11 protein-coding genes are annotated in these 15,145 nt (G+C 69.6%); 5 read left to right on the top strand and 6 right to left on the bottom strand.

Going from position 1 to position 15,145, the window contains the following annotated elements; all coding sequences use genetic code 11:
• Positions 1-56: 56 nt before the first annotated feature.
• Positions 57-575 carry a TspO/MBR family protein gene (locus MKK88_RS09715; RefSeq protein ID WP_243999199.1) on the bottom strand — a complete coding sequence of 173 codons (519 nt, stop codon included), beginning with the start codon at positions 573-575 and terminating at the stop codon, positions 57-59.
• 79 nt (positions 576-654) lie between these two features.
• Here MKK88_RS09715 and MKK88_RS09710 point away from each other — a divergent pair, with 79 nt between their 5' ends.
• The 4 genes from MKK88_RS09710 (at position 655) to MKK88_RS09695 (ending at position 4,823) form a co-directional block, all read left to right on the top strand.
• A complete protein-coding gene (locus MKK88_RS09710) occupies positions 655-1,857 on the top strand; it encodes a trans-sulfuration enzyme family protein (RefSeq protein ID WP_243999131.1) in 1,203 nt (400 codons plus the stop codon).
• A gap of 92 nt (positions 1,858-1,949) precedes the next feature.
• The gene (locus MKK88_RS09705) at positions 1,950-2,429 is read left to right on the top strand and encodes a hypothetical protein (protein WP_243999129.1); all 480 of its coding nucleotides are present in this window, start codon (positions 1,950-1,952) and stop codon (positions 2,427-2,429) included.
• A 122-nt stretch (positions 2,430-2,551) separates the two neighbouring features.
• Entirely contained in the window at positions 2,552-3,481 is a 930-nt protein-coding gene (locus MKK88_RS09700; protein ID WP_243999127.1) for an AEC family transporter, read from the top strand.
• A gap of 112 nt (positions 3,482-3,593) precedes the next feature.
• Positions 3,594-4,823, top strand: coding sequence for an acyl-CoA dehydrogenase (locus MKK88_RS09695; protein WP_243999125.1), 1,230 nt, complete (start codon positions 3,594-3,596; stop codon positions 4,821-4,823).
• A 173-nt stretch (positions 4,824-4,996) separates the two neighbouring features.
• Here the strand turns inward: MKK88_RS09695 and addB are convergent, their stop codons facing one another.
• Both addB and tcuA read right to left on the bottom strand, forming a co-directional pair.
• Positions 4,997-8,161 (bottom strand): double-strand break repair protein AddB, encoded by a 3,165-nt coding sequence (gene addB, locus MKK88_RS09690; RefSeq protein ID WP_243999123.1) that lies wholly within the window; start codon positions 8,159-8,161, stop codon positions 4,997-4,999.
• Positions 8,162-8,293: 132 nt separating this feature from the next.
• Positions 8,294-9,787 (bottom strand): FAD-dependent tricarballylate dehydrogenase TcuA, encoded by a 1,494-nt coding sequence (gene tcuA, locus MKK88_RS09685; RefSeq protein ID WP_243999121.1) that lies wholly within the window; start codon positions 9,785-9,787, stop codon positions 8,294-8,296.
• A gap of 119 nt (positions 9,788-9,906) precedes the next feature.
• On the opposite strand from tcuA, the gene MKK88_RS09680 reads away from it, so the two are divergent.
• Complete coding sequence (locus MKK88_RS09680) at positions 9,907-10,560, top strand: GntR family transcriptional regulator (RefSeq protein ID WP_243999119.1); 654 nt, start codon at positions 9,907-9,909, stop codon at positions 10,558-10,560.
• A 136-nt stretch (positions 10,561-10,696) separates the two neighbouring features.
• On the opposite strand, the gene MKK88_RS09675 is transcribed toward MKK88_RS09680, so the two are convergent.
• The 3 genes from MKK88_RS09675 to MKK88_RS09665 form a co-directional block, all read right to left on the bottom strand.
• Entirely contained in the window at positions 10,697-12,004 is a 1,308-nt protein-coding gene (locus MKK88_RS09675) for an MFS transporter (RefSeq protein ID WP_243999117.1), read from the bottom strand.
• A gap of 25 nt (positions 12,005-12,029) precedes the next feature.
• On the bottom strand, positions 12,030-13,412 hold the full coding sequence (locus MKK88_RS09670; protein WP_243999115.1) for a 2-hydroxycarboxylate transporter family protein: 1,383 nt from the start codon (positions 13,410-13,412) through the stop codon (positions 12,030-12,032).
• A 379-nt stretch (positions 13,413-13,791) separates the two neighbouring features.
• The coding region (locus MKK88_RS09665; RefSeq protein ID WP_243999113.1) for a porin at positions 13,792-15,145 on the bottom strand (1,354 nt) is incomplete at its 5' end.

The following is a 15,145-nucleotide window of genomic DNA, read 5'->3' as shown; positions in this document are numbered from 1 at the left end:
CATTGCGATCCTCGTCGCCGGCCCAAACAGCTTGGAGGGCTTGCCCTGAGACCCGCTCAGTTCATCCGCAAGATCGCGGCGTTGAGCAGCGTCGCGAAGGCCACCCAGACCGCATAGGGCACGAGCAGCCAGGCCGCGAGCCGGTCGAACCGCCAGGTGAGCCGGATGGTCCAGAGCACCATCACCAGCAGCATCGCCACCACGACCAGCCCGGTGCCGATCGCGTGGGCGGTGAAGAACACCGGCGTCCAGGCGGCGTTGAGGGCGATCTGGATCAGGAACGCGGCGAGCGCCAGCCACCAGCCCTCCCGGCTCGGCCCGGTGCGCGGCATGGCGCCGATGAGCCGCCAGAGCGCGATCGCGATCATCGTGTAGAGGATTGTCCAGGCCACCGGGAACACCCAGTTCGGCGGGTTGAAGGCCGGCTTGTTCAGGCTGGCGTACCAGCCCGGGATCTCGGCCTGCGTCGCCACCGAGCCGATCGCCGCGGTGACCGCGACCGGCAGGATCGCGGCGGCGAGCCGGAGCCAGCGCGGCAGGGCAGAGCCCTCGGGCACCTGTGTGGCGGTGATCATGACATCCGTCTCCGAGGGCGGGTTGCCGAGGGCGACGGCCCGTGGCACGCGCCCCTCTCCATCCGCCGGGAATCGCCAGATGTCACAGCCTAACGCGCCAGAGGGGCCGGCGGATACACAGCCCGACGGTACACCGGCTTTCGCGCGGAGAAGCCTCGCCGCGCAGGCCATGGGCCGGATCGAGCCCGAGACCCGGGCGGTGGTGATGCCGCTCCACGTCTCCACGACCTTCATCCGCGATCCCGACAACGGTTACAGTTCGGGCTATTGCTACGCGCGGCCCGACAACGCCACGGTGCGCGAGGCCGAGTCCGTTCTGGCGATGCTGGAGGGCGCGGAAGCCGGCGCCCTGCTGTTCGGCTCCGGCATGGCAGCCGCCACCGCGGTGTTCGGCGCCCTGGAGCCGGGCGATCACGTCGTCGCCGGCACCGTCATGTACTGGGCACTCAAGCGCTGGCTGCGCGAGGAGGCGCCCCGGCGCGGTCTGACCCTGACCTTCGTGGACACGGACGACCGCGACGCCCTGCGCCACGCTATCGAGCCCGGAAAGACCAAGCTCGTCTGGATCGAGACGCCCGGCAACCCGCTGTGGACGGTCACCGACATCGCTGCCGCCGCGGAGATCGCTCATGCCGCCGGAGCGCACCTGGCGGTCGATTCCACCGCCGCCTCGCCGGTGCACACGCGCCCGCTGGAACTTGGCGCCGACATCGTGATGCATTCGGCCACCAAGATCCTCAACGGTCATTCCGACGTGGTGGCGGGCGTGCTGGCGGCTGCGCGGGAGGACGCGTTCTGGGCGCGGATCCGCGGGATCCGCGCGGGCAGCGGTGGCATCCTGGGGCCGTTCGAGGCCTATCTGCTGATGCGCTCCCTGCGCACCCTGCACCTGCGGGCGGCGGCCCAATCGGCAGGCGCCCTGCGGCTCGCCGAGCGGCTGACCGGGCACCCATCCGTGACCCACGTCCTTTATCCGGGGCTCCCGGAGGATCCCGGACATGCCATTGCCCGCCGGCAGATGCGGGATGGGTTCGGCTTCATGCTGTCGATCCGGGTCGCGGGCGGCGAGGCGGGCGCCATCGCGACGGCGGCGCGGGTGCGGCTGTGGAAGCGGGCAACCTCGCTCGGCGGCGTCGAGAGCCTGATCGAGCACCGGGCCTCGGTGGAGGGTCCAGGCAGCCCCTGCCCGCCGGACCTGCTGCGCCTCTCCACCGGTATCGAGGATACGGACGATCTCTTCGCCGACCTCGACCGGGCCCTGCGCCGTTCCCACGCGGGCTGACCTGCGGCGGCCCGTGGTGCCGAACGGGCTTCTGGCGCGTTGTGCCGGCAAACCCGTCGGGGCAGTCCGCCCCTCACCGCGAGCCCCCTGTCATGACGACCCGTTTCCGAGCGATGGTGCCCGGTTCCCTCGCCCTCCTGACCCTGGCACTGGCGCCATCCGCCGCCCGCGCCGATGCGGTGCCCAACCTCGACGTCGAGCGGACCTGCCAGTCGGCCCAGGTCGCCAACACGTCGATCAGCGATCAGGCCAATTATGACGGCTGCCTCCGTTCGGAGCGGGAGGCCAAGAAGGAGGCCGAGCGGCACTGGGGCAACTACACCCCGGCAGCCAAGCGGCAGTGCCAGAATCAGTTCAAGGCGGGCGGCTACCCCTCCTACGTCGAGATGGTGACCTGCCTCGAACTCGCCTCCGGCACCGTTCCGACCCAGAGCAACGAGGGCGGCCAAGCCGTCGGCGGACCGGGTTCGCCGCGGGACGTGAAGGCGCAGCGGGAGAGCGGCACCAATCTGACCAAGGAACCCCCGGCGAGCCAGCGCACGAACCCGATTCAGGTACTGGACGGCAAGTAGGCCGGCGCGCGGGCCGTCCCCAGCGGCGAGCGCCGGCACCCCATTCTTCCGGCGCCGAGGCTGAAGGCGGCATTGGCGTGCTATGGGCCGAGACCCCGCACGTCAGCACACCGCCCGGATCCGTGAACGCCATTGCCATCATCGCCCCGATCTTCGGGATCGTCCTGATCGGCTGGGCGGCGGCGCTCGCGGGGCTGCTCTCCGACAAGGTCAGCGACGGCCTGTCGGAATACGTATTCGCGGTCGCCGTCCCGGCGCTGATCATCGCCACGCTGACGAAGCCCGGCATGAGCGGCACCGTGGCGTGGTCCTATTGGGTCTCGTATTTCGGCGGCGCCGGCCTGTCGTGGTTCGTCGGCACCCTGATCGCCCGGCGACGTGCCGGGATCGAGCGGCGGGGCGCGATCCTGCACGGCTTCGCGGCAAGCCAGTCGAACACCGTGTTCGTCGGCGTGCCGATGATCCTCCAGGCCTACGGCGAGGACGGCGCCTTCCCGCTGTTCATGCTGCTCGCCGTCCACCTGCCCCTGATGATGGGCAGCGCCACCTTCCTGATCGAGTCCGATTCCGGCCTTCCGATCCTGGCGCGGATCCGGGGCCTCGCCCTGGTTCTGCTGAAGAACCCGATCTTCGTGGCCCTCCTGATCGGCATGGCGATGAAGGGCCTCGGCGTCGCGCCGGCCGGCATCGTCCGGTCCCTGATCGATGCCTTCGCGGGTACCGCCTCGACCTGCGCGCTGGTGGCGCTCGGCGCCGGCCTGAAGCGTTATCGGGTGCTGTTCGATCTCAAGGGCGCCCTGGTGATCGCGCTGCTGAAGAACCTCCTGCACCCGCTGGCGGTCTGGGTGCTGGCCTTCCACGTCTTCTCGATGCCGCCTGCCTATGCCGGTGTCGCCACCCTGTTCGCCGCCATGCCGGTGGGGATCAACGCCTACCTGTTGGCGGCCCGCTACCGGACCGAGACCGGGATGGTGGCGGCCTCCGTGCTGGTCTCGACCATTCTGGCACCGCTCACGACCCTAGCGTGGCTGATGCTCCTCGGCCGGGCGTGACGACCGGGTCCCGGCGTCACCGCGCGCGTTGGACGACGGCCGGCACGGGTCTAATGTGTCGCCAAGCGCGAGCCCGCGAGGCTCCACGCAACCTCTGCAGGCGAGGATTCCCATGAACGCTCCGATGCGCCCCCCGGGCAGCGCCTCCCCCTCGGCCCCGGCCTCGCCGCGCTTCGTCTGGGACGATCCGTTCCTGCTGGAGGACCAGCTCACCGAGGACGAACGGGCGATCCGCGACGCGGCCCAGAGCTTCGCGCAGGAGCAGCTCCTGCCCGGGATCGTCGAGGCCTACGCCGACGAGAAGACCGATCCGGGCCTGTTCCGGAAGATGGGCGAACTCGGACTGCTCGGCGTCACCCTGCCGGAGGAGTACGGCTGCGCCGGCGCCTCCTATGTGGCGTACGGGCTCGTAGCGCGGGCGGTCGAGGCGGTGGATTCCGGCTACCGCTCGATGATGAGCGTGCAATCCTCCCTCGTCATGTACCCGATCCACGCCTACGGCTCGGAGGAGCAGCGCCAGAAGTTCCTGCCGAAGCTCGCCTCGGGGGAATGGATCGGCTGCTTTGGCCTCACCGAGCCCGATGCCGGTTCGGACCCGGCCGGGATGAAGACCAAGGCCGAGAAGATCGACGGCGGCTACCGGATCTCGGGCGCCAAGATGTGGATCTCGAACGCGCCCTTCGCGGACGTCTTCGTAGTCTGGGCGAAGTCCGAGGCCCATGAGGGCGCGATCCGCGGCTTCATCCTGGAGAAAGGCATGAAGGGCCTCTCGGCCCCGACGCTGAAGGGCAAGCTGTCCCTGCGCGCCTCCACCACCGGCGAGATCGTCATGGAGGGCGTCGAGGTTGGCGAGGACGCGCTGCTGCCGAACGTCTCCGGCCTGAAGGGCCCGTTCGGCTGCCTCAACCGGGCGCGCTACGGCATCTCCTGGGGGGCGATGGGCGCCGCCGAGGATTGCTGGCACCGGGCGCGCAACTACACCCTGGAGCGCAAGCAGTTCGGCCGCCCACTCGCACAGACGCAATTGGTCCAGAAAAAGCTGGCCGACATGCAGACCGAGATCACGCTCGGCCTCCAGGCCTCGCTCCGGGTCGGGCGGCTGATGGACGAGGGCAAGATGGCGCCGGAGATGATCAGCCTTATCAAGCGCAACAATTGCGGCAAGGCCCTCGACATCGCCCGCACCGCCCGCGACATGCACGGCGGCAACGGCATCATGGGCGAGTACCATGTGATGCGCCACGCCCAGAACCTCGAGACGGTCAACACCTACGAGGGCACGCACGACGTCCATGCCCTGATTTTGGGCCGGGCGCAGACTGGGCTGCAGGCGTTCTTCTAAGATCGAAAACGCGCCTCTCGCCCGCGCCCTCATCCTGAGGTGCGGCGAAGCCGCCACGTAAGGAGAGCTCCAGGGATCGCAGCACGATCTGGACGCTCCCTTCGAGGCCTCCGCCGCGCTCCGGCACCGCAGGATGAGGGCGCGGGCGGGATCTATCTCGGCACCGAGGGCGGTTACTCCCCGCCCTCCTCCCCGGCGAGCGACCATTCGCGCACCCGGGCGAGATGGTCGTAGGACCCATACTTGCTGGCGAATTGCGGATAGGGCCGGGCCGTGTAGGCCGCCTCCCCGGTCATGAACCGGGCGACCAGCCCCCGCAGCCGCTCGGCATGCTCGGCCACGATCGCGGCGACGTCGCGCGCCTCGCCCCGGGGCGGCTTGACCGGGATCGGCACGAACGGCTTCCGGCCGCCCGACGCGTGGATGTAGAGCAGGTCGGGCGTCTCCTTGACCTTCGGCAGATCCGTGAAGGCGCCGTGCATCAGCATTGCCGCCTCCAGGGTCAGCTGCGGCGAGAATCCGGAAAAGATCATCTTCGCCGAGGGCGGGGCGCCGGTCTTGTAATCGACGATGCAGGCGCTGCCGTCCGGGCGCAGCTCGATCCGGTCCGCCCGGGCGCGCAGCGTAAAGCTCTCCCGGCCCATCGGGATCACCCAGCGCCCCGACACCTCCGGATGGACCTGGGTCAGGCCGGGCCGGCGCTGGGATTCCCAATCCAGATAGGCCGCGGCCATCCGCTGGTAGCGCGGCCACCACTCCGCGTAGAGGTTCGGGTATTCCGCCTCGATATCGCCGAACGCGTTCACCGCGAGGTTGAACAGCCGCTCCGCGGCATCGCTTGGAAGTTCGCGCGGGTGGCGCCGGGCGAACGCGGCGAAGACCTCGTGGACCAGGGAGCCACGGGTGGCGACGCCCGGCGCCGCCGCCAGCGGGTCCAGGGGATCGAGCCCGAGCACGTGGCGGGCGAAGATGCTGTAGGGATCGCGCACCAGCGTCTCGATCTCGGTGACGCTGAGCGAGCGCGGGAACAGGGCCGGGTCCGGCTTCGGCGCGGGCCGCTTCAGCCGCGGCTCTGGCGGGGCGGCATCGAGTCGGGCAGCGAGACCAGCGAAACGGCGCCCCGCCGCCAGCACTACGTCCCAGTTCGGGTCGCCAGCGAGCGCCCGCAGACGCTGGATCAGCCGGGACGGCACGGTCGGCGCGCCATCGCGCTTCAGCGCCCGGGTGATCACTGCGTCCTGGCAGCCCAGCGTCTGCACGAAGTCGTGCGCCATCTGGCCGATCCGACGCTCGGGCGGATTCAAGCCGACCCGCTCGCGCATCGGACGGTTGAGAAACGCGTCGGTCAGGGTGCGCACCGGCCAGACGCCCTCGTCGAGGCCGCCGAGCACCACCCGGTCCACCGACAGCAGGCGCGCCTCCAGCAGGCCGAGGATGCGCAGCCGCGGATGCGGCACCTCGCCCGAGCAGCCGACCATGCGCTCCCGAGCGAGCGAGGTGAAGAAGGTCGCGTAATCGTCGAACCGCCCCGGCATCAGGCCGGGCGCGGCCATCTCGAGGTCATCGAACAGGGCGTCGAGGCAGGACAGGGATCCATCCGCCTCCGCCTCGGGGGCGTCCTCCGGCCCGGCGACCAGACGATCGCAGGCTTCCCGATGGCGGGTGGCCGTCTCGACGAGGTCGCAATCGCCCGCCCCGTCCGGCCCCGGGAAATCCCGGAAGACGAGGTCCAGCCGGTCGAGCAGGTCGGCGGCGAGATCCCAGTCGATATCCTTGAGGCGGCGCTTCGCCCGGGGCCGGTGCTCCGGCGGCCCGGCGCGCTCCGCCGCCAGCGCCGTGCGCAAACCCAAAAAGCCCGGTGCCGGGACCGGACCGCGCAGCAGGCCGATCTCCAGGGCCGCAGCGCCCCGCACCACGTCGGCGCGGGGCAGGCCGAGCCGGACCATCGGATGCGACAGCAGCGCGATCAGCCGGGCCGGGATCGCGTCCGCCTGATTGCGGGCGAGGTCGGCGGCGAGCTCGCCCGTCAACCGCGCCAGGCGGCCTGCCGGGCTTCCGGCGAGCGCCAAGCCCGCCGAATCCTCCGCGACGATGCCCCAGCGCAGCAATTCCACCGCCACCCGGCCGGCAAGTCCGCGGTCCGGCGTGACCAGGGCGGCGGTGGCACCCGGCGTCTCCAACGTCTCGCGGAGCGCGACGGCGACGATCAGCGCCTCCTCCCGCTCGTCCGCGGCCTCAACCAGGGCCAGCCCGTCCAGGCCGAGGCGGGCGTCGGCGTCGCGCCCGGCCGGGTCGAGGGCCGCCCAAGCATCGGTGGTGTCGGCCGGCCGCAGCGCCTGCGACAGCAGGGCGGCCCGGGCCGCTTGGCCATGATCGGGCTCGCCGAGGGCGACGATCTCCGCGCGGGCGAGGTTGAGGTTTTCGGGGCCCAGCAACCGGTGCAGCACCGCCTGTGGGTGGCCATGGGCGATGACCCGCGAAAACCCCTCGCCGGTGTCGATGCCGTCCCAGCCGGCGGCGTCGAGGTCGAGGTCGAGACCGGGCAGCACCACGGCGCCCCGGGGCAGCTTCGCCACGGCGGCGATCAACCGGGCGGTGGCGGGGACCGAGCCGAGCGAACCGGCGACGATCACCGGGTCCTGCGTGACGCCGCGCGACAGGCGTCGCTCTTCAGCCAGGATGAGGCCACGGGCGCGGGCGACGGGATCGGCGAGCCCCCGTTCGGCGAGCAGCTTCGGCCAGTTCTCGGCGGCGATCTTCACGAAGTCGAGGGTCAGGCCGAAGTAGCGGGAATACTCGGCCTCCACGGCGGCGCCGATCTCCGACCAGGGCAGGCCCTCGACGGTCAGCGCGTCCATCAGCCGCTCGAGATCGCCCGCGAGTCCCACGGCGTCGGCCGGGGAGGACGGGACGAGGAACGGCACTTCGGCATCGAGCGGCAGCAGGGTGCGATCCACCGTCTTCGCCCAGGCCTGAACGAGGCGGGCGAGGATCAGCCGGCGCTCCAGGGGCGCCATCGGGGCGCTCAAGGGATCGGCGTTCTCTTCGAGCAGCGGCTCGGCGGCGAGGTCGAGTTCGGCCTCGTCGGCCTCGCCGAGGGGGATCATCCGCGGCAGCAGGGTGGCTTGCCCGGGGGCATCGCGGCCGAGCCGGTCCGCCAGGATCGCGGAGAGCGCCCGGGCGGCGCGGCGGGTCGGCAGGTAGAGGGTGACGGCGGCGAGCGCCAGCGGATCGTCCGCCACCGGCCCGACGAGCCGGCCGGAGAGTAGTGCGTCCGCCAGCGTCGGCAGGAACGGGACGCCGCGGGTGATGGTGAAGACGGCCTGTCGGGGGGGCATGCCCGGGGTTCTACGCCCGCCGCGGGGTTACGGACAGGGGGCGGTGGGTCGCTGTGTGCGCCGGAGCGTCCGCGCGGCTTCCCCTCCCCCCTCTGCGGGGGAGGGAGAGCGTCGCGCTCATCCGAGACTTGTTCAGCCTCGCGCTGCCGCCGCGCCGTAGCCCGCCCGCCGGCCGAACACCACGCCCGAGGTCAGCCCCGAGCCCCCCGGATAGCCGTTGAAGAATACGCCGCCCACCATCTCGCCGCAGGCGTAGAGGCCCGGAATGACGCTGCCGTCCTCCCGCTTCACGCCGCCATCGTCGCCGACCTCGACGCCGCCGTAGGTGAAGGTGATGCCGCCGGTCACCGGATAGGCCTTGAACGGTCCGGTCTCGATCGTCTGCGCCCAGTTCGATTTCGGCAGCGGCAGCCCCTTCGTGCCGCGCCCGTCCTTCACGGTCGGATCGAACGGCACCGCCGCGTCCACCGCGGCGTTGAACGCCGCGATCGTCCGCTTCGCCCCGTCCCGATCGAGGCCGTCGAGCTTGTCGAGGAGCCCGTCCAGCGTGTCGGCCTCGACGAAGTGAGCGTCGTGGAAGCGGTACTCGCTGTAGAGCAGGTGATCGACCTTCGCGTCGAAGATCTGCCACGCCACGTGTCCGGGCTGCTCCATGATGGCGCGGCCGAACTGGGCGTAGGTGTAGTTGCGAAAATCCTTGCCCTCGTCGACGAACCGCTCACCGTTCGCGTTGAGCATCAGTCCGAGGAAGTAGCAGATCTTGCGGTAGTGCTTGCGCTCGCCGTGGGGCAGCTCGAGGTTGCCGTAATCGGGGGTGTGCAGATCCATCGGCGTGGCGTGGCAGCCGCCGTAGAAGCCGTGGGCCTTGGCACCGAGATCCAGCGCCATTTGAAGCCCGTCGCCCTGATTGTGCGGCGTGCCGCGGACCCGGGCCTTGTCCCAGCCCTCGCCAATGAAGCGCGTCCGGAGCGCGGCGTTCGACTCGAAGCCGCCGCAGGCCAGCACAACGGCCTTGGCGCGGACAGCGCCCTGCGGCGTCTCCACCCCGACGACGCGTCCGTCCTCAACGATCAGCCCCTTGGCCGGGCAGCCGTAGCGGATCTCCCCGCCGGCCTCGGTGAAGGCTTCGAGTTCCGCGCGGGCCAAGCCGAACCCCTCGTCGTGAGTGGCGAGCGTCAGGCCACCCCAGAACACGAAGCGCCCGTCCTTCTCGAAGGACTGGCGGGAATAGATCGGCTCGAACTTCACCCCCTGCGTGCCGAGCCAGCGCAAAGCCGCGCCGCTCTCGTCGATCAGGATGCGCTGCTCGCGCGACAGCGGCCGGCCGTCGTTGAAGCCAAGGAGATCCTGCTCGAACTTCTGTGCCGTGTAGGCGCCGAAATCGGTGCGCGGCAGGCGCGGATCCTCCGGATCGGCCAGCAACGGCATCAGGTCGTCGGTGCGCTCGTAGACGAAGCGCATGGCGCCGGCCGTGTAGGCGGTGTTGCCGCCGGCGAGATCCTGCTCCGCCTTCTCGATCATCAGCACGGAGGCGCCGCGTTCCAGGGCGGCGAGGCCGGCGCTCATGGCGGCATTGCCCGAGCCGACCACCAGCACGTCCCATTGCGCATCGCCCGAACGCTGCATCTCCGTCTCCTCACCATTCCTCATCGGATACAGGATTGTATACGCCTGTATGCAATTTGCCGCAAGCGTTCCGGAAGGCGCTGTTTCGGGCTAAGGCCGAGCCGGAGGAGAAGCCGGGGATGAAGGCGAGCGAAGCGGAACGGTCCAGCGGCACTGGCGCCTACGAGCGCCTGCTGCGGGCGATCGAGGAGGGCGAGCTCGCCCCAGGCAGCCGGCTGCGTGAGGCCGAGCTCGCCGAACGGTTCCAGATCAGCCGGACGCCGGTGCGCGAGGCGCTGGGACGGCTTGAGGCGCAGGGTCTCGTCGCCCACGAGCCGCACCGGGGCGCCAGTGTCGCGCAGCTCGATTACGGGCAGGTCAGCGAGCTCTACGACATGCGCGAAGTGCTGGAGGGGACGGCGGCCCGCCTCGCGGCGATCCACGCCAGTGCGGTCGAGACCGAGATCCTGGAGGAGATGGTCGCCCGGGACCGGGGGCTGCTCGGCGACGCGCCGGCGCTCGCGCGGACCAACCGTCTGTTCCACCGGCAGATTCATGGAGCGGCGCGCAACCGCTTCCTGCAGGGCACGCTGGAGACGATGCGCCTGTCGCTGGTGCTGCTACCGGGCGCCACGACCCTGGCCTCCCCCGATCGCGCCGCGGATTCCCTCGCCGAGCACGCCGCCATCGTGGCGGCGATCCGCGCCCATGACGGCGACGCGGCAGAGGCCGCGGCGCGCGCCCATATCCGGGCCGCCTTCAAGGCGCGGATCCGGATCTGGCAGGAAAGCTGAGCCCGGTCATGGTTTCGAAAGGTCGAGACCTTTCGCGGGTCCAGGGCGGAGCCCTGGTGTCATGCTGCGCCCGAGACGGTCAGGGCCTTGCCCTGACGACCCACCAAAGGGCTCGCCCTTTGGGAACCCGAACTCCTCAGGCGTGGGCCGGGACGCGCTCGACCTGCGGGCGTCCCCGGAACAGCGCGAGCGTCGCCACGATGCCGCAGGCGGCGGCCGCCATCAGCCAGTAGCTCGGCGAGGCCCGGTCGCCGGTCTTCTCGATCAGGAAGGTCGAGACCATCGGGGTGGCGGTGCCGAACAACGCGGTGGCAAGGCTGTAGGCCAACGAGAAGCCGCTCGCCCGGACATGGGCCGGCACCACCTCGGAGAGCGAGACCACCATCGCGCCGTTGTAGACCCCGAAGAAGAACGAGAACCACAATTCGACCGCCAGCATCTTGCCGAAGGTCGGGTCGGCCACGAGCCAGTGCAGGGCCGGGTAGGTCGTCAGCAGCGACAGGATCGAGATCGTCAGCAGCACCGGCTTGCGGCCGATCGCGTCGGACAGCGCACCGCCCACCGGCAGCCAGATGAAGTTGGTGATGGCGACGCACAGCGTCACGATCAGGCTGTCGGTCTCGGTCAGCTTGAGGACGTTCTTGCCGAAGGTCGGGGTGTAAACGGTGATCATGTAGAAGGTCACCGTCGTCATCGTGGTCAGCATCATACCGAGCAGCACGATCTTCCAGTTGGCCGCGACCGTGGCGAGGATCTCGCGGGTGCCGGGGTGATGGGTCCGCTTGGCGAAGGCCTGCGTCTCCTGCAGCGAGCGCCGGATGAAGAAGATGAACGGCACGATCAGGCAGCCGATCAGGAACGGGATCCGCCACCCGAAATCGCCGATCTGCTGCTTGGTCAGGAAGGCGTTCAGTCCGTAGCCGATCAAGGCCGCGAACAGGATCGCCACCTGCTGGCTCGCCGACTGGAACGAGGTGTAGAAGCCGCGCCGCTGCGGGGTCGCGATCTCGAACAGGTAGATCGAGACGCCGCCGATCTCGACGCCCGCGGAAAAACCCTGGAGCAGGCGGCCGGCCAGCACGATCAGGGGCGCCGCGACGCCGATCGTGGCGTAGCTCGGGCAGAAGGCGATCAGCACCGTGCCGCTCGCCATAATGGCCAGGGTGACGATCAGGCCCTGCCTGCGGCCGATCCGGTCGATATAGGCACCGAGCACGATCGCCCCGAGGGGGCGCATCAGCGCCCCGAGCCAGAACGTGCCGAAGGTGAGCAGGAGCTCGGTGGTCTCGTTGCCCGAGGGGAAGAAGGCCCGCGAAATATAGGTGGCGTAGAACCCGAACAGGAAGAAGTCGAACATCTCCAGGAAGTTGCCGCTCGTCGCGCGGAGGATCGCACCGATCCTGGACTTGAGGGTCGCCTCGACGGCGCCTGGGTCACCGGCCATGTTCAAACGCTCCCTGCGGGGCCGGTCAGACCCCGATCCATTTCATCGCGATGATCGTCCCGGTCACGGTGAGCGCGCCGCCGATGCGGGTCGCGATCTGCGCGAAGGGCATCAGCGCCATCCGGTTCGCCGCCGTGAGGATGGCGACGTCGCCGGTCCCACCCTGGCCGCTGTGGCAGGCGTTCACGATGGCGGTCTCGATCGGGTACATCCCGAGCCAGCGGCCGACGAAGAAGCCCGTCACCATCAGCGTCGCCACGGTCGACACGATGGTGATCAGGTTGACCAGCGTGAACGCCGCCATCAGCTCGTGCCAGGGCGTGAGCGCCACGCCGATGGCGAAGAGCAGAGGATAGGTCATGGAGACCTGGACGAATTTGTAGACCACGAAGCCGCCGGCCTGGAGATGGGGCGAGACCGCGCTGGCGAGCTTGGCGAAGACCGCCAGGAACAGCATCGCCACCGGGGCCGGGAGGCCGACCAGGTAGTGGGCGATGACGCCGAGCAGGTAGAGCGTGATCGCAGTCAGCCCTGCGGCGCCGATCGTGGCGGGATCGATCTGGCCCCGCGCCGCCTCGGACTTGGCCTGGGCGTCGCTGGACTTGATGCCGTCCGAGTCGGGCTGGAGCCGGCCCTCGCCGGTGAGGTGGGGATAGCGCTTGCCCACCGAGTTGAGTGTGCCGGAGAAGATGATCGCGGTGAGCGAGCCCAGCATCACCGGCGGCAGGACCTGGGCGAAGATCACACCCTGCTGCTGGCCGAGGATCGCCGCGTAGCCGATGGAGAGCGGGATCGCCCCCTCGCCGACGCCCCCGGCCATGATCGGCACGACGATGAAGAAGAAGGTCTTGTAGGGGCCGAGGCCGAGCAGCGTTCCGACCAGGGTGCCCACCACCGCCGCCACCACAGAGCCGGTCGCCAGCGGCGCGAAGATCTTGAGGAAGCCCTTGATCAGAACCTCGCGGTCCATCCCCAGGATCGAGCCGACGATGATCGTGGCGATGTAGATGTAGAGGAAGTTGGTGAACTTGGTGAAGTCGGTAATCGCCTTCACCATCGTGGGCGGGATGAGCGCGTAATAGACGAGCGCCGAGGGGATGAAGGTCGCGAAGATCGCCCCGGCGCCGATGTTCCGGAGGATCGGGATCCGCTTGCCGATCTCCGCGCAGGTGAAGCCGCCCATGACCAGCACGGCGATCATGGTCGGCCCGTCGGGCTTGATCTCGCCTTCTTGGACCAGGATCACGATCAGCGCCGCCAGGACGACGTAGACCGGCAACGGGATGATGCCGATCTTGAAGTCGACGAGCCGCCACCAGCGCTCCGGCCAGAATCGGGCGGGTCGACCCTCCGCCACCCGGCTCTCTGCCGGCGCCGGGACTGGACTTGTCGTGGCGGTGCTGGTCATGGCGTCCCCCCGGACCTCTTACCGCTCCTGGGCTGCTCCGGACTCTGTTTCGCCCTGACGAGCGTGGTCCGTCGAAGTCCGCAATCGGCGGAGATTACAGTGACATTCGGCGTATCAGCGCCGATCGGGGGCGGCAACGCGGCGCGGGGGACAAAGCGCGCGACCTGTTCCGCGCGGAGGATTGGAAGCCCCGGTGAATCGTGTGGCGCGTGTCCGTGCGAACGCCCGGTGGCCCGACGATTCATGGCGGCCGGGCTGTGTTCATCAGCCGGTCGATTCAAATCACAGGCACGAAAAAGGCCCGGCGCGAAGCCGGGCCGGGAGTCGGTTTGCACGGGGGCCGGCGTCGGGACCGTGATCCCGGCGCCGGCGTCTCGGATCAGAAGTCGCGCTGGACGCGCAGGCGGAACGAGGACACCGAGTCCTGCGTCGCGGTGCGCACCGGGCCACCCGCGTTGATGCTGGTGATACGGGCCGCCGAGTAGGCCGTCGGATCCTTGTCGAGGTCGATGGCCCGACCGCTCTTCAGGCCGATCTGCGTGTAGTAACCTTCCACGCCGATATCGAGGTCCTTCACCGGTGACCAGATCAGGCTCGCGCCTGCCACGAACTGGTAGTTGTCGCGCAGGGCCTGACTCAGCTGGTAGAAGCGCGTGCCCGGCAGGCCGACAGAGTTGGCGCCGGTCAGACCGACGACACCGTAGGCGACACCCTGGCCAAAGCGGGCGGTCTTGGCGAAGTTCTGCTCGCCATAGGAGCCGAAGATGGCCGAACGCCATTCCGGCGACCAGTAGTGCAGGTACGACGCAACGGCGGTGAAGCTGTTCGAGGTCTGCAGCTGGCCGGTGAGCGGATTGATCGTCGCGTCGGAGAAGAACTGGACGAATTTCTGGCCTTGGATCGTGGCTGCACTCTGCTGATACGAGCCGCTGAAGGCCGAGTATCCGGTGTAGAGCTGCGTTCCATCGCCATAGGCGCCCTGTAGGTACAGCGCGTCGCCCGGCGCGACGAACGGCGCGTTGACCTTCAGGCCGCCTTGCACCGCCCAGCCCTGGACGCTCTTCGTATGGCCGACGGCGACGTTCGCGCCCGCAACGGGGCTCGTGGCGATGTTCCCGACGTTCAGCTCGTGAGAGGCGGCCGACAGCTGGGCGGAGCCCCAGGCCTGATCGAGGCGCAGGGCGCCCACGAAGTCCGGAAGACGGCTGCGCTGAACGGTGTCGATGTTGGACACCGCGACCGGGGCGCCCAGTCGATTGTAGGTCACGATGACCGGGGCCTGCGGGGTTGCCGGCCCCGTCGGCGCGAAGATCGCCGTCCGGCGGTAGACGGGATCTTCCACCGACAGCGTCGCCGAGAAGCCGTTACCGAGGGTCGCGGTGTAGGCGAACAGGTTCGTGGAGGCGACGTCCGAACCCGCCGTGGCACCGGCGAACTCGAAGTCGTGGGCGTAGAAGTCGAAGAACGACGAGGCGCGACCGGCGGTCAGGCCGGCGAACTGGATGAACGCCTTGTCGACGTTCATCTGCTGGATGTCGCGTCCAGCGGCATCGACACCGGTGCCCGCATAGGCTTGTCCGATGCGGACCTGCGTGCCGGAGGTGCCGACGCCGGAATAGCCGGTGCGGGCGCCGGCATCGAGGCGGACGAAGGCGCGGAGCGTGCCGTAGGCGGTCTGGGTGCGGGCATCGAGGTTGATGCGCATCCGGCCCTGGTAGCCCGACGTGTCGCCG

Source organism: Methylobacterium sp. E-005 (assembly GCF_022829725.1).
Classification (GTDB): domain Bacteria; phylum Pseudomonadota; class Alphaproteobacteria; order Rhizobiales; family Beijerinckiaceae; genus Methylobacterium.
This window is presented reverse-complemented; position numbering and strand designations above follow the sequence as displayed.